The organism is Candidatus Poribacteria bacterium, from assembly GCA_009839745.1.
Classification (GTDB): Bacteria; Poribacteria; WGA-4E; order WGA-4E; family WGA-3G; genus WGA-3G.
Genome location: VXPE01000003.1, coordinates 82552 through 108779, shown reverse-complemented (window position 1 = coordinate 108779; position 26228 = coordinate 82552). Strand labels below are relative to the sequence as shown.

Below are 26228 nucleotides of genomic sequence, written 5' to 3'. Positions count from 1 at the left end.
TGACGTTGCCACTTATGGAAGTATTCATGCACCTGCCACATATCGTCAAGCAGATTGCCAAGACGGATACAATTCGATTGATCATAAAACCGATATTTGTAGGTTTTCATGGTCTATCACACATCACACCTTTATCCCCTGCAAAGTAGGACGGCAGACACATTGTCAAGCGACAATGCTTTGCATGTCTGCCAGTGTGATGGTATTAATTATACCACAATTTTAGACCAAAGTCAAATGTTTTTAAGGAACGTTTGGGTCTAATTCACAAGGGCGGATTTTCATCCCAAGCCTAAAGGCATGGGAAACCTTCAATCCGTCAATTCCCGTAAAGATAGGCAGTGTTGAAGGGCATCGCGTTCTGCGTCGGTGTCGTCTACCCCCCCCTCCTATCTATATTTATGTTAAGTGGTTCTGCCTGAAGAGCATCCCGTTCAACATTGGTGTCCGATACCTGTGCCTCGTGCATCATCAAATCGAGTGATAGTGCCTTAAGTCTTTCGTTCACACTGCTTTTCGTGACACTCCCCTTGTCGTTGAGGGCATCAACAAGCAATCCGTCCTTGCCGGTGTGTTCCTCGATGTATTCCTCTAACGTACTCACAGCAGCGGCTTGCTTTGCCTCCAGCATCTCAATAGCGTCTTGTTGATCGGCGAAATAACGCGCAACGATCAATGCGGGTGGAATCAGGTCCATCTTGTATCTGTTCTTTTTGATGACAAGGTCGGGTGTCTCCTTCATCTGTCTATCCTGAATGACCTCGCGCGGTTTTGCGGCTTCGATCCATCCGTCCGCAGCGATGAGATAAACATCGTCCTGCATCACCTCGTCCCAATAGTCCATCAGTTCCTGATACACATCATAAGGGTCGAGCAGCGGCAGCTCTGTGAACCGATCCAATAGGTCTTCCGATAGCGTTTGAACGATTTCTCTCGGAGACGCGTCAATTTCAATATTCATCAGGAGCCGTTCATGTGTCTCACGCCACACCTGAAAGATAGCATTGACCTGCTCTTGGTAAGCGTTGAATTCGGGATGCGTGAGGATAGTCGTTTTTATCTGTTGTGTTTCTACGATCGGATCGCTGTATCCCGGTCTACCGTTGGACCTGAACAGAGCGTTGCGGAGTGTCGGAAAGACTGTCCAGTAGTTATCCAGAGCATCGATATCGGTATCGGGAATACCGCCGTTGAGGTGTGCACCGAGATCGTGGAGGTCTTCGGGTTCACTGGCATCGATGTAGCGCGGGATGTTGAGGTTATAGTCGTTGGCAGGGTCAGCAATTTCAGAGAATGGGACTATGCGCGAGTAACGCGGTAATTCCTCTTGTGCATTGAACACAGAGACGATTTTATGAATGTCCTGGGCACGGAGTCGGTTTTTGTTGCCATCCTTGAGGAAGCCTTTGCTGGCATCAATCATGAAGATCCCGCTCCGGACGTAAGCACTCTCTTTGTCAATCACGAGGATGCAGGCGGGGATTCCAGTGCCGTAGAACAGGTTCGCGGGTAGACCGATGATGCCCTTGATATAACGGCGTCGGATAATCTCTTTGCGAATGTCTGCCTCTCTGTTACCGCGGAATAGCACGCCATGGGGCAATATAATCGCGCCTTTGCCTCTGCTTTTGAGGGACATAATGAAGTGAAGCAGGAAGGCGTAATCGCCATTTTTCGCGGGCGGAACCCCGTATTCAAAACGGTTGTAAACGTCATTTTCAGGGGTGAGTCCGTTGGTCCACGCTTTGTCCGAGAAAGGTGGATTGGCAACAGCGAAATCGAAGGTTCTGAGCCTATCACTATCTGTGAAATCGGGGGCGGCGAGTGTGTTCCCGTGCCGTAAATCAGCCGTGGCGTTGTCATGGAGAATCATGTTCATACACGCCAGTGCGTAGGTCGCGTTGTCCTTTTCCTGTCCATAAATACTCAACCCACGGGGTGCGGCATCGGCAGCCCGCAGCAGTAGCGAACCCGAGCCACAAGCCGGATCATAAATCGTTTCATCCTGCTGGGTGTCGGGACCGATACCGATCACCTGTGCCATGATGCGGGAGACCTCAGCCGGTGGATAGAACTGTCCTTTGCTCTTACCGGATTCGGTAGCAAAGTGCTGCATGAGATATTCATACGCATCGCCTAAGAGGTCGTCGCCTTCTACTCGGTTCGCTCGGAAATCGAGGCTCTCGAAGATGGCGACGAGTTTTGAGAGCCGATCCTGCATCTCTTTGCCTCTACCGAGTTTACTGTCGTCGTTGAAATCCGCCTGATCGATGATGCCTTTGAGGTCGTTCTCCTCGGCGAGTCTTCCGATGATTTTGTTAATTTTATCTCCGATCTCTTTGTCGCCTTTGAGATCAACCATATCGGCGAATCCGCCACCTTCAGGGACGAAGATGAGTGAGTCAGGGTCGCTGTCGGCTTTGTCGGAGACGTATTTCATGAAGAGGAGTGTCAGGATGTAGTCTTTGTATTGGGAGGCATCCATCCCGCCGCGGAGTTCGTCGCAACTTTGCCAGAGCGAGGCGTAGAGTTGTGATTTCTTTATCGCCATATCTGAATCCTTTCTCTCACAGATCAGCAAGCCAGACTTCACCTCGATTTTGCTTCGACATCTACCGCCTCCATTTTGTCATGTTCAACGAAAAGGGCATCCCCAATTTCCGTGAGTGCTTCATCTGTTGAATCCATTTGTGCCAGCGGTACAATTGACAGCTGATACCCGAGTGTGGTGAGGATACTTGTAAACATATCAAACCGAGGCGCAACCTCACCCGAGAGAATCTCCGATAACTCTTCTGGGATAATTCCCATTCGCTTGGCAAGTGTAGGAACCCCGCCCTGGGCTTCCACAACGTTCCGTAATCCGATTAAAAAGAACGGTAAGTCACCGTCAACTTGATACTCCTCCAAAGACACGTTAAGATAGGATCTCGCCTTTTCTGGATTGGTAAGACGTTCTATTAGATACTCGTGCCAATCTCCCATTTCTCTCATAGATGTGTCTCCTTATATTCTTGCCAATATCTTTTCGCACGCTCAATGTCCCGGGCTTGCGATGACTTATCACCGACATAAAGCAAAAGGACAGTTGTGTTATTGACTTCACCAAAATAGATACGATAGCCTGGACCGAAGTCTAAGATCAGTTCAAACACACCGTTCCCAACAGATTTGTGCTCGCCAAAATTACCGCGCGTGAGTCGGTCAAGTCGTCTTTCAATTCTACTTTGTGTGCTGGAATCGTGAATTGATTCAAGCCATTCGGTGAAAGAGGCTCTTCCGTTTTGATCCCGATAATATTGTACTCTTCGCGGATGAGCGTCACGCATTTCTAAGTTCTGACCTATTGCAATCTACCAATCCTCGTCAAAGAACGGGGTGCTTGGGTAGCTATAGACACCGCCTTCATAGTTGCGGAGTTGGATTTCGTCGTCGTCAAAGGCAACAACTGGGTTCGGAATCAACGCAATTTTCCCGCCGCCACCGGGGGCATCCACAACGTAATGCGGCACACCCAACCCAGAGATATGCCCACGCAACGCCGCAACGATGTCTAAGCCTGCCTGCACGGCTGTCCGGAAATGGTCAGTCCCGACGACAAGATCCGCTTGATAGATATAGTAGGGCTTAACTCGGATACGCAACAATCCTTTCATCAGTTCCACCATCACATCCGGATCGTCGTTCACACCTTTCAGGAGCACCGTCTGGTTCCCGAGCGGTATACCCGCATCGGCTAACATGCCGCATGCCTTCTCGGTTTCCGGTGTAATCTCGCGAGGATGGTTGAAATGGGTGTTAATATAGAACGGGTGATGCCGTTTCAAGATCGCACACAACTCCGGTGTGATACGTTGCGGCAGCGTTACGGGGACACGCGAACCGATCCGAATGATTTCCAGATGTTTAATCGCTCGGAGTCCCCCGACGATCATGTCAATCTTTTTGTCCGTCAACATGAGCGGGTCGCCACCAGAGATGATGACATCACGGATCTCTGGATGCGCCTGAATATAAGCAAGACCCTTCTCAACGTTATCTTCGGAAATGGAGTGTGGGTCCCCGACTTTCCGTTTCCGAGTGCAGAAACGGCAATAGATAGGACACATGTAATTGACATAGAAAAGTGCCCGATCGGGGTATCGATGTGTTACGTTTGGCACTTCGCTATCGTCTTCTTCGTGCAGTGGGTCCTCTACCCCGGTACTTATCAATTCTCTTGGGTCAGGAACGACCTGTTTCCAAATCGGATCACCCGGTTCTTCTATGAGACTCAGGTAATAAGGATTGATACGGATCGGGAACTCTTTGTGAATCCGCTGCATCTCCTCTAAGTCAACGTCAAATGCAGCCGCGAGTTTTTCTGGAGTGTTGACAGTGTCTCTGACGAGTCGTTTCCATTCTTCCATATAGTATTCCGTCCTTTCCGAATGCATGCTACGGTGCGACTGTGTAGTTTTCGATCGTCACGCTGTTCATGACATCCCGTTCACGGAGAGCGTCTACCACATCTATGCCTTCAATAACTTTCCCAAACGTGGTGTAGCTGCCGTTTAGATGTGTATAAGGTGTTGGATCTGAGTTGATGCAGATATAAAATTGGCTTCCCGCTGAGTCAGGGTTCTGTGTCCGTGCCATCGCAACAACACCCTTTTCATGAGTCGGCATCTTGTCGCGAAGTTCTGGATCTTGGAACTCACCCCGGATTGTCCATCCAGGTCCACCTCTACCTGTGCCCTCTGGATCCCCGCCTTGGATAACAAAACCCGGGACGTATCGATGGAAGATCACACCATTGTAGTATCCTGCTTCGATCAATCTCGCAAAATTCTCTACTGTGGTCGGAGCCGCTTCTGGGTAAAGTTCAATAATGATGTTTCCTTTTTCGGTTTCAATCGTTACATAAGGCAGTTGATTATTATTGCATGAAATAACTGCCGCGAAAAACGCGCCTAATAGACTAAATCGCATAATTTGAGTGTGAAAATTTCAGTGTTTTCACGAATTCCTTTTAGAGTTTTATCAAAGATTTCCGACGGGCGTCTGCCTGATAGATAGGTTGAGCAGAAACCACGCACTCGTCGAAAGTTGGTATACATTATACACGGATTCGCGCGTGAAGTCAAGCAGAATTTTAAAGCAGAGCCATTCAATTCTCCGCGAAATTCCCCAAATTTCATAAGGATTCTGGAGCGCAACGACTTAAAAATCCGCGTAATCCGTGTAATCCGCGATTCAGACAATTTAACAATTGAATGCCCCTGAATTTTACAGGTGTTCACCTTGACACTGCCCGTCAGAACATGGTATTCTATTATGGTGAATTATACGACTTGTGCTAAATAACTGTTTGTAAAACACAACTTCACAGAAGTGCCATTTTTTTATGTGTTTCTCACGAGTTCTGCCCCTCTTGAGTCCCGTAGGGACGATATGTTTATAGAAAAACGGCATACACCCCCTTTCAGTCCCGTAGGGACGATATGTTTATTTCAGGACTTACGCACTTTTGACTGTCGTCTGTTCTGTGAGATGAGATTTTTCGGAAAACACAGTGTTCAGGTGGAAACCCACACTAAAAGTTTATGCTACAAAAGAGCAGTATGCGTAAGTCCTATATTTCATAAAACTAAACACCTGTGAAAACAGAAGAAACGACATGTTAATTAGCACAAGCCGTAAGTATAAGTTTTCCGACCAATCTAATTGTATCCGTATCGGCAATCTGCTTGACGATATGTGGCAGGTGCATGACTATTTCCATAGATGGCAGGATCAACGCTACAAAGACTTGAACGAACTTCGGTCTCTCAACAAAAGTCTTTCTCGCAAGATTAAAGGTTCTAACGGTTGGCGGCGGTGTGTGAGACAACTCGCACGCCTGTATCGGAAAATCACGAACCAACGCAAAGACTTTCAGTGGAGACCCCTCGCAAGCGACCTTTGTAAGAAGTATGATACAATTGCGATTGAAACCTTGAACCTTGACGGAATGAAACGCCTGTGGGGACGTAAGGTCTCCGATCTTGCATTCTACCAGTTCGTTGAGATATTGAAGTATAAGTGTCAAAAACATAAGCGTCAACTCGTTCAAATCGGTCAGTGGACGGCTACCACAAAACCGTGTAGCGATTGTGGGTTTCACAACGAAACTCTAACGCTCTCTGATAGGCAGTGGACGTGTCCTGAATGTGCCTCACACCACGACTGAGACGTAAACGCTGCGATAAACATTTTGCGGGCAGGGATAGCCGTCACTTGACGATATGCCTGTAGTGTAGGAGACGACAGGGAAACGCCCGCGGGTGGAGACGGAATAAGACGGTGGACTTTTTCAAGGAAACCGCACTGTCTATGAAACCGAGGTTTCCCCACGCTTTAGCGTGTGGGTGCTATCACTGAAAATATCGTTCATGAATTTAAGGCATTGGATCGGGTAAACACAGCCTCCATTGCTGAACTCCAAGCAGTTGATGGCGTTGGGAAAGCACGGGCATCTACAATCAAGAACGCACTCGCCCACATGAAATCTACATCTGTCCAGCCTGAAGTGCTATCTTTGTCTGTGTTTGGGTAGGCGTGTTTCAGGTTTGAGTCTTAAGGGAAGTTCGTCGTCATACGATTTATAGTAAAGTTTAGAATTAAAAAGACATTTTAACGCTCCGACATGCCTGCCTCACCTCGTAGGGGCGAGGTCCCCTCGCCCGCTGTCAAATGTCCCATTAATTATGGGTTTTACTATAAGGAAAAGAAAAACGGTAATTGAACCAGCCACGTAACAAAAATAATTAAAAGGAGTTAGAAAATGAAACGGTTCATCGCTTTAGCACAGAGACGGAATGTAACACCCAGTGGGATTTTGTTCATTGGGATGCTTCTCGTTTCGTTCGGTTTAGTCGGATGTGGCGGAAAACTCGGAAACATAGAACCATCAACAGTGGATACGGCGATCGCCGACGCAGAGACGGCTCTTGCAGCCGCAGTAGACGTTGATGCACCGACCCTCGCGTCGGATTTGTTTGCGGCTGCAGAAACTAACCTCGCGGCTGCAAAAACGGCACGCGACGAGAAAAAGGGCAACGATGCCCTCCGCCTCGCGTATCAAGCGATAGCTGATGCCGCTCTTGCTCGAACGAATTCCATGAATGTCACTAAAAACTCGGAATTGAATGCATCTATACTCCAGAAAGAGACGGAAGCAGAATCACTCCGCGCGACTGTTGACAGTAAAGAAGAAAAACTCGCAGGACTTCACACCGAGATGCAAGACATTCAGAGCGAGCACACGCAATTGAAACAGACCGTTCGTGACCTCCAGAAAGAGAATCGTGAGTTAGGCGATACACGGGCAGCCTATGGTGAACAAGTCGCACAACTCTCTGACACTTTAGAGGAGATTAAGGGGCGTGCTCGAAGGGCGGAAACGAATATCCGTAACTATGGTAGAGAGGTCGCTGAACTCCGTCGGAAACTTGAAGTTGCTGACAGGCGGGTACAAGAGGAAGGATATCAGAAACGGGCAGTTATCGCTGAGATAGATTCCCTTAAGAGACAACTCCGCGAACAGGCGGAAATCTATACCGAGAAACTCGCAGAAGCCAACCAGCAAAATGCGGGTGAAAAGCACGCGGAATATCTCGAACAGAAAGCACAAGAGGCGCGCGCGTATGTTGACAGTCAACCTCCGCTCCATCCTGCCAAGACAGGGCGTGTTTCCCTCTCCGCAGAACAGATTGCAGCCGGTAAGATGGCTCTTGGTAATTGGGAACGCGCATGGCATGCGAACGACCTCAATCGACATCTCGCTTATTATGAACCTAATATTATTGCCGATAAAGTCGTGATTCACGAGAGTAAAGAACATCGAAGTAAAATCGATCTCCAGCAGCTCGAAGCAGATCTTCATCAGATGCGCACCCACACATGGAACAAAGCGAAAGTTGATACCGAAGTCGAGGGAGAAAGCGTTATCGGTATCCAGCGACTGACCCGGTTGGCGATGCCCGCAGCGGACGAGAACGCGACGGAACTCTACAATATCTGGATCCGCGAAATCTGGATGCATCAAGTGGGGAACGACTGGAGAATTCATCACGAAATCTGGCAAGTCTATGAAAACGTACCAAATTTCTAATTTTTCCGGAGGTTAAATTGTGAATAACGCGCAAAATCGGCAAAACACCCAAAAGAAATTCGCTATATCCCGGAACCTAATGTGGGGCGGTGCGATTGCAGCGATCGTCATCGCTTTTGTTCTATTCCTTGTGATCGTCATGAGTTCCAGTGAGACCCCCACAGCCTTTTTAGTGAAATGGAAAAGTGCACTCGAATCTGGCGACCCGCAAAGGTATGAAGCACTCTGGGTGAAAAGTGCACGTCAACGTCCCAATACGGGGTATCAGAGAACCGTGCGGCTCCTGAGGGATAACGTCAATTTTGAAGTTGACCTCGGCAGGGCGAGTCAACCCTATCGGGTCCCTCGCTATACGAACCGCTTCCGGATTGAAGGGATTCCTCTCACGGCTTATTATCCAGGCGAAGCGCAACAACAGTTGCGGAATCTTGTTATTGAAAAAAAAGGTATTGTTCAACAGCGGTGGAAAATCGTCCAAGAGGAGGTCGTCGGTAGTGAATTCGCGCCTACAGTCTCAACCCCTGAGCCTGCGCAAAAACCCGAGATTACCGAACAGTCCAATAGTCCTGTCGTTCCGCTCGTGATAGCTTGGAAAACTGCATTAGAGGTTCAGGATTTAAAGGCGTATACCGACTTATGGGACAAATCCTCTCGGAAGAAACGCTCCTCCAGTTTCGCGCGTGCCAAGGACCTGATGTCCCAAACCCATATCGTCGGTCTCAGTAGAGCCACCTATACTGCTGTTCCGCGCTTCAAAAACCGGCACATCGTTGATAACATCCAGATAACTTTGCAGAATGGTAGCGATATCATTGAGACCCATACCCGCACACTCACAATTGAGAAAAAGGGGTTTTTCAGACGAAAATGGAAAATCCTGAACGATCAAATCAATGTGGTGTCTGATGCCATCGCGCTCGCACCAGAGGTGCCTGCGGTGGATACTGTCTCTGGAAAGGAATCCGGGGGCACTTTTGATGGAAAAGCACCATTGGATACGCACCTCAAAGTGAGGCAAGTGTTAGGAAAATGGCAGGCAGCATGGGAAGAAAAAGACCTGAATACCTACATGGCTATCTATTCGGATCAGGCACAAATTACGCGCGTCAGTGTCAAGGACGGAAGAGAATCTTCGGTGTATCTTACAAAGGGACAACTCCGCTCCAAGATGCAGAGACTCAACACGATATATGCTGATATTCAGGTCTCTATCTCGAATTTACAGGTTAATGGAGATCGGGCAGTGGCAGATGTGAAGTTTCTACAAAAATTCACTGGCACGCCGGCGAGTGGGAGCCGACCCGCGTACTCCGATTACGGCACTAAAAAACTTAATCTCATGGTAGATCCAACCGACGGACACTGGCGCATTTACGCCGAGACGTGGAGTCGATACGAGGACGTACCGGATTTCCCGAAAATGTAACGGAAGGGTTATCGGTCTTCGGTTTTCGGTGAAGAGTCCTTTGTGGCGGTTGTGTTCGTTGGCAACCGCCCAGACGGCCTACTGATAACCGATAACTGATAACTGATAACCATGCCCACCGAGTACCAAACCAAACGCAAAGTTGAATTTGCTGATACCGATATGGCGGGGATCGTCCATTTTACACGATTTTTTGTCTTTATGGAGACGGCGGAACACGAATTTCTCCGGAGTTTAGGGACAAGTGTTGCCACCGAATGGAACGGAGATAAGATCGGATGGCCCCGACTTGCGGCTTCGTGTGAATACTTAAGTCCGCTCCGATTTGAGGATGAGGTGGACATTCGCCTCAGCGTCATCAAAAAGGGGACGAAATCCCTCACCTACCAATTCCATTTTACACATCAAGGAAAAGACATCGCGCGTGGGCAGATAACGGCAGTCTGTTGTATAACGAACCCCGGTGAGAAACTCCGCGCGATTCCTATCCCAGATTTCATCGCTGATCAAATTTTTTATAGTGGATCCGAAAAATAAATGGACACTTTCCGCCCCCGGTAGGTTCGGTTTCCTAACCGAACCGGCACAGGATGTCCTATTAATTCTAAACTTTACTATAATTGTTCCTTGCGGAGAAACAATGTGCGTCTGCTTTATGCAGCGTAACCTAAGGGAGCATAAATAAAATGCTGAAAGTCTCCAATATATCCAAAGCTTATGCGACACTCGAGGTCCTACGCGATATTTCCTTTAGTTTCACGAGTGGCACGTCCGTTGCCATTACGGGACCTTCTGGCTCCGGCAAAAGCACGCTTCTTCACATCATCGGCACCTTAGAAAAACCTTCTATCGGACAGGTCGAGATTAACAACACCGATCCATTTAACCTCTCTGAGCCTGAACTGGCGCGATATCGAAATGTTGTCATCGGATTCGTATTTCAAGAGCATCATCTGCTTCCACAATATTCCGTGCTTGAAAATGTCCTTATACCGACACTCGTCTCCGATCACGGATCTGATGCCACCGAACGGGCATACGAACTCCTCGAACGAGTTGAGCTTTCGCATCGGACAACGCATCGACCCCCTGAGCTTTCGGGCGGAGAACGGCAACGGGTTGCGATCGCTCGCGCACTCATGAATCAACCGGATATTCTTCTCTGTGATGAGCCGACCGGAAATTTGGATACTGCTACTTCAGAGACTATCGCTGATCTGCTTTTTGAACTACACGGCGTGGAGCAGAATATACTCATCGTCGTCACGCACAACCTCGCACTCGTCCCACGTTTTCAACAACACCTGCAGCTTTCAAATGGAAGAATGGTTTAAGAGGTTATCAGTTTTCAGTTAAGCGGGAATGGATGAATGGAAGAAGCGGATGAATGGACTGCAAGGTGGGTGTCCAATTAATTCTAAACTTTACTATAAAGGCTATGCATAGATTCTCTTTAGGGTCTTTCAAATATTTTTGGCGGATACATTTCATCGTCGCACTCTGCACGGCTGTGGCAACCGGTGTCCTTGCAGGGGCATTGATCGTCGGGGATTCCGTCAAAGGAAGTCTGCGTGGCTTAACAAAGGAACGACTCGGCACAATCCAACATGCCCTGCTTGCTGACCGTTTTTTTCCACCAGATGTCCTAAACCGACAGAACACAGTCTCAGCAATCCTGCTGAACGGGACAGTCGTCGCGCCGCAAACGCAGACGCGAGCCTCGAAGGTGAACATCCTCGGTGTTCATGAAAGTTTCTTCACCTTTTGGGAAGGCAGTGCTCCCCCACGCCTGAACAAAACCGCGGCACAAACCTTCAATCCCATTGTCATCAACGAGGCACTCCAGCGCGAGCTGAACGTCAACGTAGGGGATACACTCCTCGTAAATGTCCCGCAAGCCGCTGACATCCATCCAGAATTCCTCCTCGGCGAACGCGATACCTCCGAGGCTATCCAAAGTCTACGCTTGATTGTCAGTGAGATTGTGCCTACTGAGAACGCTGGCAGATTTAGCCTTCGCGCCCATCAAAGTCTGCCGTTGAATGCTTTCATCGCGCTCCCGGTTTTACAAAGGGTGCTTGGACAAGAGGATCGGATAAACGCCCTGTTTACAGCGGAGGCAATTCCGATTTCGTCTGACGATCTCGCAGTGCACATGGACGCACTCGACTTGGAGATTCAAGAACGCGGCACTCACTTTGATCTCCAAAGTCAGCAGTATCTCCTGAAACCGATCTTTTCTGACCTCGCACTCACCATCGCTGCTGAAAACGGCATTCCAACGCTCCCGACACTCACCTATCTCGCGAATACAATCTCTGCTAAGGCGAATACGGTTCCATATTCGACAATTGTCGCACTTCCCGTTGATGATGCGGAGTTTTTTGAACTTCTTAACAAAAATGCTACCGAAGACGAAAACCAAGCCCGTAATGAAATGGAGGGCGACTCGAACACGGGAAACTCTCCACTCCCAAACGCCGTTGTTTCTCCGCAAGGAAAGTTTAAAATAATCCTCAATACATGGGCGGCGACCGACCTTGGCGTAGAAATCGGAGACCAAATCAGCATAACATACTATCGCGTTGGAGCAGGAGAAGAATACATCACAGAAACGGCGTCTTTCCTGTTGCATGGAATTTTGCCAATTGAAGGTATCACCGCCGATAGAGACCTCATCCCAACTTTTCCCGGTATCCATGATACCGCTGATATGTCCGAGTGGGAATCCCCATTCCCGCTCGATTATTCCTTGATTCGCAGTAAAGACGAAGTGTATTGGGATGAATACGGCGCAACACCGAAAGCGTTTATTCCGCTCGAAACCGGTCAGCAACTTTGGAAAAACCGATTCGGCGATCTCACCGCGATTCGGTTCGGTATCGCGCCAAACGCAAGTCTTCAAGCAACACGCACGCTTTTTGAAACCGAATTCCTCAAAAAGATTCAACCCGAAGGGATGGGATTCCGATTCTTGGCGCTTCAAGCTGATGGACTGCAAGCCGCCACCGGCGCAACAGATTTCGGAATGCTCTTTAGCAGTCTGAGTGCCTTTATCATAATTGCTGTCGCCTTGTTGGTGGGGATGCTTTTCCGTATCGGTGTAGAGCAAAGATCGCGTGAAATTGGTATTTTACAAGCCATCGGTTATCCGCTCACTCAGATTCGCCGTCAGTTCCTTTATGAAGGTGTCATTATCGCCGGTATCGGGAGTCTATGCGGGTGTCTGCTCGCGATTGGGTATGCACAATTGATGATATATGGGTTGCAAACGTGGTGGCTACCTGCCATCGGAACCCCGTTTATGGAACTTCACGTCAGTATATGGAGCCTGCTCATTGGCGCGGTTATCTCACTATCTGTTGTGATGCTCTCCATCCGCTTGACTGTTCATAAATTCGGAAGGGCTTCTACCGTTTCGCTCCTCGCAGGTAAAACCGATTTTGTTGATACGACGCTAACACACGAATATAGAGCAAAGAAAATGAGATACCTTCGCTGGTTGGCGGCTGTGATTGGACTCGGCGTAGGTATATGGATAGAGCAGCCTGTGGTGAGCCTACTGTTTGTCGCACTGCTCATTATCGGTATTGGGGCAGAAGCATTCGATAAATGGTTGAAATCTCAGAATATACCGAAACAGTTGAACAGGACCCGATTTGCTATAAGAAACGCAGCTCGACAACCCGGACGGAGCAAGACCTGTGTTACCACCATCAGTATCGCCTGCTGTATCATCGTCGCCGTGGGTGCGAATCGGCACGATGCCCCACCAGAGACAGAATACGCCTTTGTCGCTGAGTCCGCCCTTCCTTTACACCATAACCTAAATACCCCGGACGGTAGGTTTGAACTCGGTTTTTCCGATAAAGCCTCTGGGTTACTAAGTGCATCGGAGGTGATTCCGTTTCGTGTCCTGCCGGGTGAAGATGTCAGTTGCCTGAATCTCTACCAGCCCCAGAAACCGCAAATTCTGGGAGCTTCTGATGCGATGATAGGCAAAGACCCTTGGGTCGGTTTGTATCTGATGTCCACTGAAAGCGGCAAAATTCCTGCGATCGGGGATGAAAAGTCGCTCCGTTGGATCTTGCATCACGACCCGGACGACGATTTCATCGTCCAAGATGAATTTGGCACACCCCTCCATCTCGAACTTGAGACGGTTGTGAACAGTCTCTTCCAAAGCCAGTTGATTATTTCTGAATCCAATTTCACGAAGTATTTCCCCAGCCAAAGCGGATACCAATTTTTTCTCATCAAAACACCGCCTGCTTTGCGGGAGGAGACCGCGCAAGTCTTAGAGAAAACGTTAGGAGACTACGGTTTTGATCTTGCGTCTGCCGCAGCGCGTTTGGCGAGTTATCGAGCGGTTGAAAATACCTATATCTCCACTTTTCAAAGCCTCGGTGGTTTAGGGGTGCTGCTCGGCACCTTCGGGCTGGCACTGGTGCTGTTTAGAAATATCATCGAACGTCGTGGCGAATTGGCGACCCTGCGTGCCTTCGGTTTCGGACGGCGGTTACTCTCGTGGATGCTTTTCCTTGAAAGTAGTTTCCTTCTCGTTAGTGGAATGTTTATCGGGATTGTCGCTGGACTCGCCTCGATTTTCGCTTCGCAGGGACATCTCCCTCCCTTTCCGTGGTTTTCCCTCACAATTACCTTGCTTTTCATCTTCGGTTTTGGTATAATTGCAAATGCCGTTGCGGTTACTGTGGCACTTCGAAGCCCGCTCTTGACAACGCTCAAATCCGATTTTTAATTTTACCTTGCGGAGACGTAAAGGCATAATTATAGTAAAGTCGAAAAATAAGTTGGACTTCTTTAGCACGCAGACGAACAGTCTACGCTACAGTAATGGACTTTACTATAAAAAAGGAAACGTAAGATGCATCCTGTTCCGTTCAAAACGAGGTCTCATATTATATGCGCAATTCTACTCGCCTTTTGCTTCCTGATGCTGATCGGTTGTTCCAGCGATCCCGATCCAAATACGTCAACCGCGTTGAATCACATGGAGCGGGGATGGCGTTCCTATGAATCGCGGAACTATGCACAGGCATTGCTCAGCTTTGAGCGCGCAGTTAACTTTGATGAAAATCTGGCAGATGCGTATAACGGCGTGGGATGGAGTCATCTCAGTCTATCATTAAATTCACCTCTGGCACAAGAAGCCTTCCAAAACGCCGTGCAACTCGATCCGTCAAATGCAGACGCATGGGTCGGACTTGCGAATCTGCTCTTTTTGCGTCACAAAGATACAAGCGATTTCCGATCTGCTATTCGAGCGGTTGATAATGCGCTACAGGGGGATGCCCAATACCTTTTCCGGCACGACTATCGTTCCAAAGCCGAACTCTATGTGCTTAAGGCGGCGTGTTACTATTATCTCGGTGAAGATACGTCTGCAAAACAGGAAGTAAACCAGGCACTTCAAATTGAAACGACGAATCGGACAGCCATCGTGCTACAAGATTTACTCAAAGAATAAAGGGTTATCAGTCTGCCTGCTACATAGGTTTTCGATAAACGGTTATCGGTTACAAAAGAGGCTGTTGAACGAAAACCTCTTAACCGACAACTGATAACCGATGACCGACAACCAATATAAGGAGAAACAAAATATGTCTCAGAACGTTATCACGTCTACAGACTTAACGAATTATACACCTGCCCATCGCGGAAAAGTCCGAGATCTCTATGACCTCGGGGACGAACTTCTCATCATTTCCACGGATCGGATTTCCGCCTTTGATGTTGTTCTGCCGAACGGCATTCCAGATAAAGGGAAGGTCTTAACCGGCTTGTCCAAATTCTGGTTCAAGTACACCGAATCCGTCGCCGACAACCATCTCATTTCAACGGATGTCGAAGAGTATCCCGACGCTTTACAACCCGATGCAGAACTTCTTGAAGGACGCTCTATGCTCGTCCGTAAAGCCGATCGCGTTGATGTTGAGTGTGTCGTGCGTGGATACCTCGCAGGTTCCGGTTGGTCCTCCTATCAGAAGACGGGAGAAATTTGTGGTCAGAAACTACCCGACGGACTCCAAGAATCTGACCGGCTCCCCGAACTGCTGTTCACCCCAACGACCAAAGCCGAACAGGGAGAGCATGACGAACCGATCTCCATTGAGGAGATGCGTAACGAGGTCGGTAGCGAACTGACAGATCAGTTGATTGAAGCGAGTTTTGCCCTTTTCAGAGCCGCCAGTGAACACGCCGAAAATACTGGGATTATTCTCTGTGATACCAAGTTTGAATTCGGGCAACGCGACGGTAAACTCATCGTCATTGATGAGGTCTTCACGCCGGACTCTTCTCGGTTCTGGCCCGCAGACCTCTATGAACCCGGTCAACCGCAGCAGAGTTTTGACAAACAGTTCGTGAGAGATTACCTTTCCGAAATCGGTTGGAACAAACAACCGCCCGCACCTGAACTGCCCGAGACTGTTATCTCCAAAACAAGCGAGAAATACCGCGAGGCGTATCGCCTCATCGCCGGTGAGGAATTGTAAGCACATAGGAGAGATAATCGATGGCAGGTCCCCTTGATGGCATGAAGGTTTTGGATTTAACCCGAGTTCTCGCTGGTCCCTATGCAACGATGCTCCTTGGCGATCTCGGGGCAGAGGTTCTCAAGATTGAGCAGCCCGGCACAGGAGACGAATCCCGAAATTTCGGTCCCTTCAAAAACGGGTTCAGCCTCTATTTCATGAGCGTAAATCGTGGAAAGCAGAGCGTGACACTCAACCTTAAAACCGAGCGTGGACAGGCGATATTCAAGCAGCTATTGAAGCAGACCGATATCCTCGTTGAGAACTTCCGTCCGGGAACGATGCAAAAATTGGGATTGGACTACGACACATTGAAGGGTGAGCATCCATCGCTTATCTATGCCGCGTGCTCCGGTTTCGGACAGACGGGTCCCTACGCACAGCAGGGCGCTTATGACATGATTATCCAAGGCATGGGGGGTATCATCAGCATTACAGGTGAACCCGATGGACCCCCTGTGCGTGTCGGTACTTCTATTAGCGACATCACCGCTGCCCTTTTCACGACGATCGGAGTCCTCTCCGCATTGCACCACCGCAATCGAACTGGGAGTGGACAGTTTGTCGATGTCGCGATGTTAGATAGCCTCGTTGCTGTCTTAGAAAACGCTGTTGTCCGTTATTTTGCTACGGGTGAAGCCCCGAAACCCTTGGGTGCGAGACACCCAGCAATTACACCCTTTGAAGCGTTTGCCTCTGCGGATGGACACGTCATTATTGCACTCGGAAACGATACCCTCTGGGCAAAGTTCTGTGAACACGTCGATCGTCATGAGCTCATTTCAGATGAACGGTTCCGAACGAATGCGGACCGAACCGAGAACCACAACGAATTGTTTCCCATTCTTTCGGAAATTATGTCCCAGCGTCCGACGGATGACTGGATTGACGCGCTTGGTGGCATCGGTGTACCGTGTGGTCCCATCAATGCAATGGACAAAGTCGTCAGTCATCCACAGGTGCAGGCGCGCGAAATGATTACGCGCATTGCACATGACATCACGGGTGAAGTGGAGGTACCGGGCGTGCCGATTAAACTTTCGGAAACACCCGGGAACGTGGATGCACCTGCACCGAGTCTCGGAGAACATACCACCAAGGTCCTGATGGACCTGTTGAAAATGTCTGCAGATGAAGTGGAGCAGCTAAGACGAGACGGCGTTATTTAAGGATAACTGAACCGCAAGGAATAATTAAGATCTGTTCTGCTTTTGATTCCATAACCTGTAGCCTGCAACAACGGCGCAGGCGAATATACGCAAAGGCACGAGAAAGTCCTAACCGACCTGACCGAACCGCAAGGAATAATTAAAAATGCTACATGGAACGGAACCTTTAACGTTAGACGGCGATCTTGCCGCACAGATGGTCGAGGCTCTTGATGGGTATGTCTCCCGCGCGACGGCTGATTCTATCGAGGCGCGGGCGGGTTTGTGGAATCGAGATTATAGTTCACACAGTGCGTATACTGGGTCCGTTGAACCCAACCGGGCACGGCTCCGAAAACGGATCGGCTGCCGCGATTCACGGCTACCCATTGAAGAACTCATTTATAGTGCCACGACCAAAACCGCAGCACAACTTACAGATGATGAGAATTACACTGTTTCGCGCGTTCGATGGCAGGTTTTTGATGAGGTAGAGGGTGAAGGACTTTTGTTGGAACCGAAGCATAACGTCCCAATGACTGCACAGATTGTTGCACTGCCCGATGCCGATTGGACACCTGAAATGATAGCAGGGGTAACGGATGAATTACCAGCAAATGCCCAGTTTGCAAGACGTTTGGCGAAAGCAGGATGTCGTGTCGTCGTCCCACTTCTCATCAATCGCGACGATACCTATTCAGGAAACCCAACCCTCGGTGCGATGACGAATCAACCGCACCGCGAATTCATCTATCGGATGGCATTCGAACTCGGACGCCATATCATCGGGTATGAAGTCCAGAAGGTCTTGTCATTAGTGGACTGGATGTCTCTTTCCGACGCCCCGATCGGTGTGATGGGTTACGGTGAAGGCGGATTGATTGCGCTCCACAGCGCAGCAGTCGATACACGGATTCAAGCGACAGCCGTGAGTGGATATTTCCAATCTCGGCAGGAGGTCTGGCGGGAACCCATCTATCGGAATGTGTGGGGATTGCTACACGAATTTGGCGATGCTGAAATTGCGAGCCTTATTGCGCCGCGTCCATTGGTTATCGAAACAAGCCGAGGACCTGAAATCGCCGGTCCACCACAAGTGCGTGAGGGACGTGGCGGTGCCGCGCCCGGTCAATTGGTGTCACCACCGATCCATGCAGTAGAGTCGGAGTTTGAACGGGCTCACGATTTTTATCAGCAGCTTGACAGCGACGATGCCTTGCACCTCGTTTCTCCTATAGATCAATTGCCGGGTTCTGAAGAGACGCTAACTGCTTTGCTTACGGGACTCGGTGTTGAAAACGTAGATATTGACAACCACTACCTTCTCTCCTCGGATACAGTTGACAATTTTGATGACGAGGCACGACAGCAGCGTCAGTTTATGCAGCTGGTAAATCTATCACAACGCTTTTTGAGAGAAGCGGCAACACGACGGCAGCAGTTCTTCTGGGAGAAAACGGATACTTCGTCGCTCGCAAGGTGGGAGGAGACGTGTACCGATGCCAAAGCCTATTTCTGGGACGAAGTTATCGGTAAGTGTCCACCCCCCGATGTGCCTACCCATCCAAGGACGCGGTGCCTCTATGATGAACCGCTCTGGAAAGGCTACGAAGTCGTCCTTGATGTTTGGCAGGACGTTTTCGCTTACGGTATCTTGCTCCTTCCGAACGATCTCCAGCCGGGCGAACAGCGTCCCGTTGTCGTCTGTCAACACGGCTTAGAGGGACGACCCCAGGATACCGCAGATCCGAGAATAGAATCCGTTTATCATTCCTACGCCGCCCAGTTAGCAGATAGGGGGTTCGTCGTCTACGCCCCACAAAATCCGTATATCGGTCAAGATGCCTTCCGGGTCATCCAACGCAAAGCGAATCCGGTGAAATGGTCGCTTTTTTCGTTGATCGTCCGTCAACATGAGCGAACGCTCGAGTGGCTTGCCGAGCAACCCTTCGTTGATGCGGATCGGATCGGTTTTTACGGATTATCCTACGGCGGCAAAACCGCGATGCGGGTCCCCGCGTTGCTCGAACGCTACGCCTGTTCCATCTGTTCCGCCGATTTCAACGAATGGATCGTCAAAAATGCGACCTATCATTCTCGCTACAGTTATATGTTTGGGGGTGAGTATGAGATGCCGGAATTCGATTTAGGAAATACCTTTAACTACGGTGAGATGGCGGGATTGATTGCGCCGCGCCCATTTATGGTGGAACGTGGACATGATGACGGTGTTGCACCAGATGAATGGGTCGCACACGAATTCGCTGTCGTCCGTCGGCTTTACGTTCAATTGGGAATCGCTGATAGAACGGAGATCGAATTCTTTGATGGTGGGCATCAGATTAATTCCGATAAGACGTTCCGGTTCCTGCATCGTCACCTGAATTGGCCCGAACCCCAGTAGTGGATACAAGGTAAAATTAAAAAATGCTTTATGCAATTACCGTAAGTGCAGGACTCGAAACCATCGCACGCCAAGAGTTATCCGAATGCTTGGGTTCCGACACAGGACATCTGAAAATCCTTGAACGGAAACCGCAACGGATCCTCTTTGAATATACGGGGAACCCGCGTGAACTCCTATCGCTGCGAACAGCCGAACACCTCTTCCTCATCTTAAAGCAGATACCGAAGATGACCCGTTCACGTAGCTCCTTAACGGCATTTAGCGGTGCCCTTTCACGCTTCAATTTCAAGGGAGCGTTTGCGTGTTGTCGGCAGATGGGTATCAACACATGGAAACGGATGCCGTTTCGAGTGACAAGTCGGCTTTCAGGAAAACGCAACTTCCGACGGGTGGATCTCCAGCGCGTGGTTGAGCGGGCATTAATAGAACGCGGGTGGTATGCGGGATCATCAAAATCGGCTTTAGATATTTGGGCAGAGATCCATGGAGACGACGGCTACATCAGCATCAAACTCTCCTCAAACGATATGGCACAACGTCCGTATAAGCAGGCACATATCCCCGCGTCCCTCAAACCGACACTCGCATACAGTATGGTGCGCCTCTCACGCCCGCATCCAGAGGATATTTTTTTGGACGCCATGTGTGGTGCTGGGACGATCCTCTTAGAACGCGCGTTTATCAAGCGGTATCGCTATTTGATTGGCGGAGATGTTTCCACAGAGGCTTTAGACGCGACCGTAACGAATTTCGGGCGGCAACATCAGCCCCGTCAATTCTTTCACTGGGATGCCCAAAATTTGCCGTTAGGATCGAACACTGTTGATAAAATCGTCTGTAATCTTCCCTTCGGGGAGACGATCGGAGATGTATCGGAGCTGACGCGTCTATATCGTCAGTGTCTTACGGAATACGAGCGCGTCCTGAGACCGAGGGGACGAATGGTCCTACTCACTTCGCAAACTACACTCCTTGATGATGCGTTGAAGCAACGGCGTTCCCTCAGAGTTACCCAGAAATTGACAGTCGATGTGAGAGGGATGCGGGCATGGATGTCCGTTGTGTGCCCAAAAACAAGATAGGTGTCGTTCCCAACCGCACCGATCCAGAACAAAACCTAAATCTCCGGCACTCTCACCGCAACCTCTTTACCCGCGGCATGCGATCGGAAAATACCGTCCATAATCACGTTCGTGAGCAGAACACCCTCCGGCGGTATCGGCGAGGGTGCGTCCGCTTTGACGGCTTCACGGAAGGCTATCATCTGTGCTGCCCAGTTATCTTCCTCTGGGAATCCTGAGAACCGGATCGTCGTCATGCCTTCCGGCGGATTCGGTTCTCCTGTTAATCCCTCTGATTCCACAAACTTCTTAAGATCACCCGCATACGCATCGGCGTAGATAACCGGTCCACTCAACGAGAATCCCGCCTTCGTCCCAAGATGGAAGTTGCCACCGAGTGAGTCCTGATGCACTGCCCAAGAGATTTTGAAGACCATCACACCGCCATTTTCAAACCGCACCCACGCCGCACCGAACTCTTCAACGTCCATGATACCCCGGAACCTCGGATCTTGCTGTGAGATATAATCCTCAGTAATAGCAGAAACCCGCACAGGTTTCGGATACCCCATCGCATACAGTGAAGCGTGCATGTTATAGACACCGATATCGACGGTCGCACCCGCCCCCGCCGTCTTTTTGTAGATGAACGTATGTCCAGGATTCCCGCGGCGCCTGCATCCCGCAGATTCGGAATAGTAGATGTCCCCGAATAATCCCGCATCGAACGCCTTTCTGAGGAATTGGAGTCTCGGACTAAACGTCGGATTGAGACCGATCTGTAATATCTTACCTGACGCCTTTGCTGCGCGGGTCATCGCGGTCGCATCCGGAAGCGTCGCTGCCATCGGCTTTTCACAAAGGACGTGTTTACCGGCGTTCAGTGCCGCGACTGTCGGTCGTCGGTGCCCCTGATTGTAAGTGCAGACGCTCACCGCATCGAGGTCGTCCATTTCGAGCATCTTGTTGTAACTTGAAAACGCGTTCTTTTTCGGGACACCCCACTCTTCGGCGGCTTGGTTCGCCTTACTTTTGATAATGTCACACACCGCGACGATTTCAAAACCGCCGACTTTCTCATAAGTGCTCTGATGGGCACGTGAAATGCCACCTGTTCCAATAATACCGACTCGGACCGTCATATTCTGTTCTCCTCGTAAGCAGGATTGAATTGTTGTTGAGTGTAGACGAAATAGGTTTGCAGTGCAAGTGAAAAATGCGGGCATTCCCTTTGAAAATGAACAAGCCCTATTCTCTGAACCTGTTTTCGCGGTGCCACACTAATGCTTCTTGGGCAGGATAGAGTATTCTGTCTTGTGGCAACAGGATTTTTCTGTTCCGCAAATTTCTGAACATCTGTTCCTCTGGTCCCTCTTCGGAAATAATTTTTGATACTCTCACTTTATACCTCTCGTTTACAGAAATTAATCCTTCGTCGAAGGCCCAATGGTGTAATTTGCAAAGTGATATCCCGTTCCGAATATCATCTTTGTACGAAATACGGAACGGAAACCTGCTGTCCGAATTGGATTATCCGTTTCTGTGAGTGCCAACGGTTGTGGAGATGAAAATGTTTGTTTGACTTGCTGCAGCAGTGCTTGTCTGTACTCATCAATCTGCTGTTCTTCAGCTATAAGACTTTCGATATCTGCTTTGAAATCTGTGAAATAGGTATTTATAATGGTTTGGCGGACTACCTCTCGATCATGGGTATTAGTAAGCAGGAGGAAAAGTTCATCATCAAAACTTGCATACGCAACAATTTCACGAAGACGAGAAACCGTTTTTATTTGCGTGGTAACTCTTAATGCTGTTTCGTATCCAGTGTTTGGATGGTGATGCCAGAATCCTTCACTTTTCAAATGGAAAAACGGTAAGGCGAGATTAGGTCTACGGTCGGTCAATATTGACCAATATTTCATAAAAATTTCAAACAAGCTCGGAGAAGGCAGGATTTTATTTTCGCGAATTTGCCCTTGCTCAATCAATTCAATGAGTGCTAATAAAAGGATAGGTTTATTAGGAGCTGCACCGTGTGCTCTGTCTACACGCAAGTTTCTGAACTTATAGGTATATTTTTTTAGGATATTGCTGGACATGTTTTTAGTGATACTATGGAAATATAGGTTACAACACTTTTTTAGGCAATTCAACCTTTTCTGTTTCGATGCTTATTGCCTTGGCATAATCCTCACGTAATTTATCTACATCTTCTTGAAAATGATTTAACATATAGAGTAGCAGATTTTTAACAAGCGTTTTACCTTTTATTATCATCTTTTTTTGTGTAGGATGCCAGATGACTCCATGATAAGGCGTTTGAGTCAGATCTGTAGGTAATTTTGAAATCATCCTGAAACACGTGGATAATGGATACTTCAGCACGAGTTCTGCGATGATTTCTGTTGAGATTTTCAGTCCTATAGGACGGAAAAGGATACTACCACCCTCTGGATGTCTATACTTCTTAACAACTGTTGAATTGTCAGACCTCCTGACGAATTCCTGCAGGGGTGGAAAACTGTCTGCAAGTCGTTTAAAATAATCCCGAGCATTTTGATAATGCTCATCAAGAATGTGATCCGGTTGGCGCACTTTTGTCAGTTCATCTTTTCGGTCTTTGAAAGTCTTCTTCTTTGATATAACATATACTTTGGTAAATAATATCTCAAGCAAATCGTAAAGATTTCCAATCGTAGTGAGGCACGTCTTATTACTTCTTGGGACATTATCAGTTGTATTGTTTAAGATTCGATCCTCCATAAACATTGGATTTTCCGTAACCAGTCTCCGGGCAGTAATCGCCATTGTATCATCTTCATCGAGAGCGATTGTCTCTCCTTTGGAAACCCGGACGGCATTTTTGTTCAATGTTGTGAAAAGTCTTCGAGTTCTTTCCATTCCGTCCAGATCAGTCCTATGAGCAATAAAGATTATTGACAACTCATCTTCACCCAAGTGAGGGGCTTCTGCCACTGCTTCTTTAATTCCTATGAGACGGTGTTGCCCATCCAGTGTGAATAATTCTTCCTCACCATTCAAGCTAAGAATCCCAATTCCTGCGATCACATCTTCTGGAATATCTTCAGAATCGAAGTGGGTGTTGTTCTCAATGTGGGTAATATCATACCAAGTGGGGTCCCCTTCATGGACTGCTACAATCAGTGAATTGAAAAAGCGTTGTTTCTGTTTGAGGAGATAGTTTTTTATTTCCTTACCACGTTTTCTTTTGATCTCTCGCTGTACCATTTCACTTAAGGTTTTGCTTTGGTGAATTTCTTCAGCGATCTTGACCCTTTCAGCGATGTCTTTAAGTTTCATAAGTGTAGGGTAATATACCCAATCACCCATTATGCCTCTTAGCGAAGGAAGATATAATTTTTTCATAATTTTCACACTCTTGATACTCTGACTGCGGCACCTACTTCTGCCGAATATCCTACTTGGGAGTAGGGAGGTGTAAAGGTGTCTAACAATGTTCGCTCCAAGTGTTTTATATTCGTTTGGGATGGATCAACTTCAACATAGTAAAAATACAGATAGTCCTCCCATGTCGTCAACATGGAATGAATTAGATTTCTTTTTGGCTTCTTTTTGTCATTCAGATAATCTCTAAATCTCTTTCGTAAGTTACGGTTACTGTTATGCCCTGTTTCTCCAATGTATGTCACATAACCGTGCAATGGAAATTGGGGAAGTCTTGGCTCAATGACAAAGGCATAAATCCCCTTTTCTGTAGGGATCTGCACTGCACTGTTTTCCTCAAATTTTACACATTTCCAATTTAATGGGATCGGTGGAGCGATGTAAGCGTCCCACTGTTCTCTCCAGAGAAGGAAATTGACCCGATAGATCCGCACATCCTTCCTCGGGTGTATTACATCTTGATATACCATAACATCTCCTGGCAGGGTTTGAGAGGTAAGTTTAACACATTTCAGAAAAAAAATCAAATTTTTGCCTGACTCTTTCAAGATATAGACCAATAAGATCTAATCCAAATCATTTTGAGGTGAACCATGACGAAAACAACCTTTAGCAAGATGGATATGAGACTTCACCAAAACTATTGAATGCACCAAAGATACCAAAATCCGCGAAATCTGTAAAATCCGTGTCAATCCGCGATTCAGACAATTAACATAATACCCTTCCTAAAAAAATGACGTAAACCCGAGATTTTCTTAAAACTGAAGACCTCTGAAAAAAATCCAAGACTCCCTTGACTTTTCTATTTGTATCTGTTATACTTAAAACGTGTTATGTTAGTGATTCAAAAGAAAAAAGAACAGCCTATCGGAACAGACAAAAAATCAACATCGAAAATGTTACACTTTCCGCCAAATTATTTTTTTTAAAATGGAGAAAATGTCCACACACCCTTACACCCACTGGGTTCTCTGCCGATCGCTATCGTAACAAAATGTTATAAAAGTGTAACATTTTTGGCGTAACACCCAAAACGGATATCCAAATTCAGAAGGTTCTATAATCTTGTCCATCTTAACGCTGGGACGGATAACCGATAACTGAAAACTAAATGACGCTAAAGTCAATTAGTTTTTCCTTGACAAATTTCTGAAAAAAATGTAAAATGCCTGCAAGTTATAAACATGACTCGCGCGGTCTATATTTTACACTAACTATGGGAGGATCTTTTAAATGAGATTTTTTATGATTGTTGCTGGCGTACTATGCGCCGCGACCCTCGCCCTCTGGACACCCACAGCCGACGCTGTTCCGAAAGTGGATATTTTTGTCTACACGGAAATAACGCAGTGGATCGGCCAGGGACAAGCACAAGAACAAGCCGATATATTTATCAAAGAAGTTGATGGCCAAAGAGGTATCGGCAAAATTGTCAATGAGGACGCCAAAGCCATTGAAAAGTGGACGAAGGATCACACCGAGGAAAAAGGCTATCACCTTATTAGCCTCTACGGCGATTTTCCACCTGAAATCTATCCGCAAGGCAATAAAGATGAAGATGGTTCCGTTGCTGAAGAATTCCTTGATGCCGGCAATACCTTCTCAAACAGTGCCGACTATTTCTTCTGGGGCTTAGCTGGAAGAAACCGTGAAGGTGGACTCCAAAACATGATGGACATTCCAGGTATTCTCCAATGGGATGATGATACAGCGATGAAAGTCACGGCTGAAGGCAAAAAGCTGACACCGACTTTGAAAGATTATGCCACCGATCGTCCGTTCCATGTGGATCAGCTCGATAACGATTGGGAATTGGAGATCGCATTTGCGACGGAGACAGGGAAAGCAAAAGGCGCGAAACGCTGTGACCCGTGCATCCTCCGGAATACGAAAACAGACGCACGTCTCATTCAGGTCTATCAGACGAATGGCCAAGACGATCCGAAAGGTAAAGTCCTCTCGGAAATTATTCTCAACTACTATCTTGAAACTATTGGGGCACTCGATGTGGATCCCCAAGAAAAACTCTCCACAACGTGGGGCGAGCTTAAATCCAGGAGGTAAAAATT

General features: G+C 48.0%; 23 protein-coding genes. 13 read left to right on the top strand and 10 right to left on the bottom strand.

Going from position 1 to position 26228, the window contains the following annotated elements:
* Positions 1-376: 376 nt before the first annotated feature.
* The 5 genes from F4X88_00810 to F4X88_00790 are packed head-to-tail and all read right to left on the bottom strand — an operon-like array spanning position 377 to position 4971.
* A complete protein-coding gene (locus F4X88_00810) occupies positions 377-2551 on the bottom strand; it encodes an SAM-dependent DNA methyltransferase (protein ID MYA54810.1) in 2175 nt (724 codons plus the stop codon).
* Positions 2552-2589: 38 nt separating this feature from the next.
* On the bottom strand, positions 2590-2994 hold the full coding sequence (locus F4X88_00805) for a transcriptional regulator (GenBank protein MYA54809.1): 405 nt from the start codon (positions 2992-2994) through the stop codon (positions 2590-2592).
* Positions 2991-3329, bottom strand: a complete 339-nt coding sequence (locus F4X88_00800) for a type II toxin-antitoxin system RelE/ParE family toxin (protein MYA54808.1) — start codon at positions 3327-3329, stop codon at positions 2991-2993. The genes F4X88_00805 and F4X88_00800 overlap by 4 nt, the downstream gene beginning before the upstream one ends.
* A gap of 24 nt (positions 3330-3353) precedes the next feature.
* Positions 3354-4409 carry a KamA family radical SAM protein gene (locus F4X88_00795; protein MYA54807.1) on the bottom strand — a complete coding sequence of 352 codons (1056 nt, stop codon included), beginning with the start codon at positions 4407-4409 and terminating at the stop codon, positions 3354-3356.
* Between the two features lie 28 nt (positions 4410-4437).
* Positions 4438-4971, bottom strand: coding sequence for a peptidylprolyl isomerase (locus tag F4X88_00790; GenBank protein MYA54806.1), 534 nt, complete (start codon positions 4969-4971; stop codon positions 4438-4440).
* Positions 4972-5659: 688 nt separating this feature from the next.
* Here F4X88_00790 and F4X88_00785 point away from each other — a divergent pair.
* From F4X88_00785 to F4X88_00730, 12 genes are all read left to right on the top strand, one after another.
* Complete coding sequence (locus tag F4X88_00785; protein ID MYA54805.1) at positions 5660-6211, top strand: transposase; 552 nt, start codon at positions 5660-5662, stop codon at positions 6209-6211.
* A gap of 174 nt (positions 6212-6385) precedes the next feature.
* A complete protein-coding gene (locus tag F4X88_00780; protein ID MYA54804.1) occupies positions 6386-6577 on the top strand; it encodes a hypothetical protein in 192 nt (63 codons plus the stop codon).
* Between the two features lie 228 nt (positions 6578-6805).
* Positions 6806-8134, top strand: coding sequence for a DUF4398 domain-containing protein (locus F4X88_00775; protein MYA54803.1), 1329 nt, complete (start codon positions 6806-6808; stop codon positions 8132-8134).
* A 19-nt stretch (positions 8135-8153) separates the two neighbouring features.
* Positions 8154-9560: a nuclear transport factor 2 family protein gene (locus tag F4X88_00770; GenBank protein MYA54802.1), complete on the top strand. Its 1407-nt coding sequence runs from the start codon at positions 8154-8156 to the stop codon at positions 9558-9560.
* A gap of 111 nt (positions 9561-9671) precedes the next feature.
* Positions 9672-10097, top strand: coding sequence for an acyl-CoA thioesterase (locus F4X88_00765; protein MYA54801.1), 426 nt, complete (start codon positions 9672-9674; stop codon positions 10095-10097).
* A gap of 149 nt (positions 10098-10246) precedes the next feature.
* Positions 10247-10894, top strand: coding sequence for an ABC transporter ATP-binding protein (locus tag F4X88_00760; GenBank protein ID MYA54800.1), 648 nt, complete (start codon positions 10247-10249; stop codon positions 10892-10894).
* Positions 10895-10947: 53 nt separating this feature from the next.
* Positions 10948-14319, top strand: a complete 3372-nt coding sequence (locus F4X88_00755) for an ABC transporter permease (GenBank protein ID MYA54799.1) — start codon at positions 10948-10950, stop codon at positions 14317-14319.
* A 126-nt stretch (positions 14320-14445) separates the two neighbouring features.
* Complete coding sequence (locus tag F4X88_00750; GenBank protein ID MYA54798.1) at positions 14446-15048, top strand: hypothetical protein; 603 nt, start codon at positions 14446-14448, stop codon at positions 15046-15048.
* 133 nt (positions 15049-15181) lie between these two features.
* Entirely contained in the window at positions 15182-16075 is an 894-nt protein-coding gene (locus F4X88_00745; GenBank protein MYA54797.1) for a phosphoribosylaminoimidazolesuccinocarboxamide synthase, read from the top strand.
* 20 nt (positions 16076-16095) lie between these two features.
* Positions 16096-17283, top strand: coding sequence for a CoA transferase (locus tag F4X88_00740; protein ID MYA54796.1), 1188 nt, complete (start codon positions 16096-16098; stop codon positions 17281-17283).
* 145 nt (positions 17284-17428) lie between these two features.
* Complete coding sequence (locus tag F4X88_00735) at positions 17429-19666, top strand: prolyl oligopeptidase family serine peptidase (GenBank protein MYA54795.1); 2238 nt, start codon at positions 17429-17431, stop codon at positions 19664-19666.
* Between the two features lie 23 nt (positions 19667-19689).
* A complete protein-coding gene (locus tag F4X88_00730) occupies positions 19690-20751 on the top strand; it encodes a methyltransferase domain-containing protein (GenBank protein ID MYA54794.1) in 1062 nt (353 codons plus the stop codon).
* Positions 20752-20786: 35 nt separating this feature from the next.
* Here the strand turns inward: F4X88_00730 and F4X88_00725 are convergent, their stop codons facing one another.
* From F4X88_00725 to F4X88_00705, 5 genes are read right to left on the bottom strand one after another with little or no spacing between them, the layout of a single operon-like run.
* Positions 20787-21956 (bottom strand): Gfo/Idh/MocA family oxidoreductase, encoded by a 1170-nt coding sequence (locus F4X88_00725; GenBank protein ID MYA54793.1) that lies wholly within the window; start codon positions 21954-21956, stop codon positions 20787-20789.
* 22 nt (positions 21957-21978) lie between these two features.
* Complete coding sequence (locus tag F4X88_00720; GenBank protein ID MYA54792.1) at positions 21979-22230, bottom strand: hypothetical protein; 252 nt, start codon at positions 22228-22230, stop codon at positions 21979-21981.
* Positions 22155-22829 carry a hypothetical protein gene (locus F4X88_00715; protein MYA54791.1) on the bottom strand — a complete coding sequence of 225 codons (675 nt, stop codon included), beginning with the start codon at positions 22827-22829 and terminating at the stop codon, positions 22155-22157. Before F4X88_00715 ends, F4X88_00720 begins: the two co-directional genes overlap by 76 nt.
* A gap of 28 nt (positions 22830-22857) precedes the next feature.
* Positions 22858-24117, bottom strand: a complete 1260-nt coding sequence (locus F4X88_00710) for a DGQHR domain-containing protein (GenBank protein MYA54790.1) — start codon at positions 24115-24117, stop codon at positions 22858-22860.
* 5 nt (positions 24118-24122) lie between these two features.
* Complete coding sequence (locus F4X88_00705; GenBank protein ID MYA54789.1) at positions 24123-24626, bottom strand: GIY-YIG nuclease family protein; 504 nt, start codon at positions 24624-24626, stop codon at positions 24123-24125.
* A 766-nt stretch (positions 24627-25392) separates the two neighbouring features.
* Here F4X88_00705 and F4X88_00700 point away from each other — a divergent pair.
* Positions 25393-26223 carry a hypothetical protein gene (locus F4X88_00700; GenBank protein MYA54788.1) on the top strand — a complete coding sequence of 277 codons (831 nt, stop codon included), beginning with the start codon at positions 25393-25395 and terminating at the stop codon, positions 26221-26223.
* Positions 26224-26228: the final 5 nt, after the last annotated feature.

What these genes read in the sequence shown, in the direction of transcription:
- F4X88_00750 (MYA54798.1), top strand. Translation starts at nt 14,446, where the DNA reads ATGCATCCTGTTCCGTTCAAAACGAGGTCTCATATTATATGCGCAATT.
- F4X88_00755 (MYA54799.1), top strand. Translation starts at nt 10,948, where the DNA reads ATGGACTGCAAGGTGGGTGTCCAATTAATTCTAAACTTTACTATAAAG.
- F4X88_00795 (MYA54807.1), bottom strand. Translation starts at nt 4,409, where the DNA reads ATGGAAGAATGGAAACGACTCGTCAGAGACACTGTCAACACTCCAGAA.
- F4X88_00785 (MYA54805.1), top strand. Translation starts at nt 5,660, where the DNA reads ATGTTAATTAGCACAAGCCGTAAGTATAAGTTTTCCGACCAATCTAAT.
- F4X88_00730 (MYA54794.1), top strand. Translation starts at nt 19,690, where the DNA reads ATGCTTTATGCAATTACCGTAAGTGCAGGACTCGAAACCATCGCACGC.
- F4X88_00760 (MYA54800.1), top strand. Translation starts at nt 10,247, where the DNA reads ATGCTGAAAGTCTCCAATATATCCAAAGCTTATGCGACACTCGAGGTC.
- F4X88_00710 (MYA54790.1), bottom strand. Translation starts at nt 24,117, where the DNA reads ATGAAAAAATTATATCTTCCTTCGCTAAGAGGCATAATGGGTGATTGG.
- F4X88_00810 (MYA54810.1), bottom strand. Translation starts at nt 2,551, where the DNA reads ATGGCGATAAAGAAATCACAACTCTACGCCTCGCTCTGGCAAAGTTGC.
- F4X88_00705 (MYA54789.1), bottom strand. Translation starts at nt 24,626, where the DNA reads ATGGTATATCAAGATGTAATACACCCGAGGAAGGATGTGCGGATCTAT.
- F4X88_00765 (MYA54801.1), top strand. Translation starts at nt 9,672, where the DNA reads ATGCCCACCGAGTACCAAACCAAACGCAAAGTTGAATTTGCTGATACC.
- F4X88_00790 (MYA54806.1), bottom strand. Translation starts at nt 4,971, where the DNA reads ATGCGATTTAGTCTATTAGGCGCGTTTTTCGCGGCAGTTATTTCATGC.
- F4X88_00740 (MYA54796.1), top strand. Translation starts at nt 16,096, where the DNA reads ATGGCAGGTCCCCTTGATGGCATGAAGGTTTTGGATTTAACCCGAGTT.
- F4X88_00715 (MYA54791.1), bottom strand. Translation starts at nt 22,829, where the DNA reads ATGTCCAGCAATATCCTAAAAAAATATACCTATAAGTTCAGAAACTTG.
- F4X88_00700 (MYA54788.1), top strand. Translation starts at nt 25,393, where the DNA reads ATGAGATTTTTTATGATTGTTGCTGGCGTACTATGCGCCGCGACCCTC.
- F4X88_00805 (MYA54809.1), bottom strand. Translation starts at nt 2,994, where the DNA reads ATGAGAGAAATGGGAGATTGGCACGAGTATCTAATAGAACGTCTTACC.
- F4X88_00735 (MYA54795.1), top strand. Translation starts at nt 17,429, where the DNA reads ATGCTACATGGAACGGAACCTTTAACGTTAGACGGCGATCTTGCCGCA.
- F4X88_00800 (MYA54808.1), bottom strand. Translation starts at nt 3,329, where the DNA reads ATGCGTGACGCTCATCCGCGAAGAGTACAATATTATCGGGATCAAAAC.
- F4X88_00725 (MYA54793.1), bottom strand. Translation starts at nt 21,956, where the DNA reads ATGCCCGCATTTTTCACTTGCACTGCAAACCTATTTCGTCTACACTCA.
- F4X88_00775 (MYA54803.1), top strand. Translation starts at nt 6,806, where the DNA reads ATGAAACGGTTCATCGCTTTAGCACAGAGACGGAATGTAACACCCAGT.
- F4X88_00745 (MYA54797.1), top strand. Translation starts at nt 15,182, where the DNA reads ATGTCTCAGAACGTTATCACGTCTACAGACTTAACGAATTATACACCT.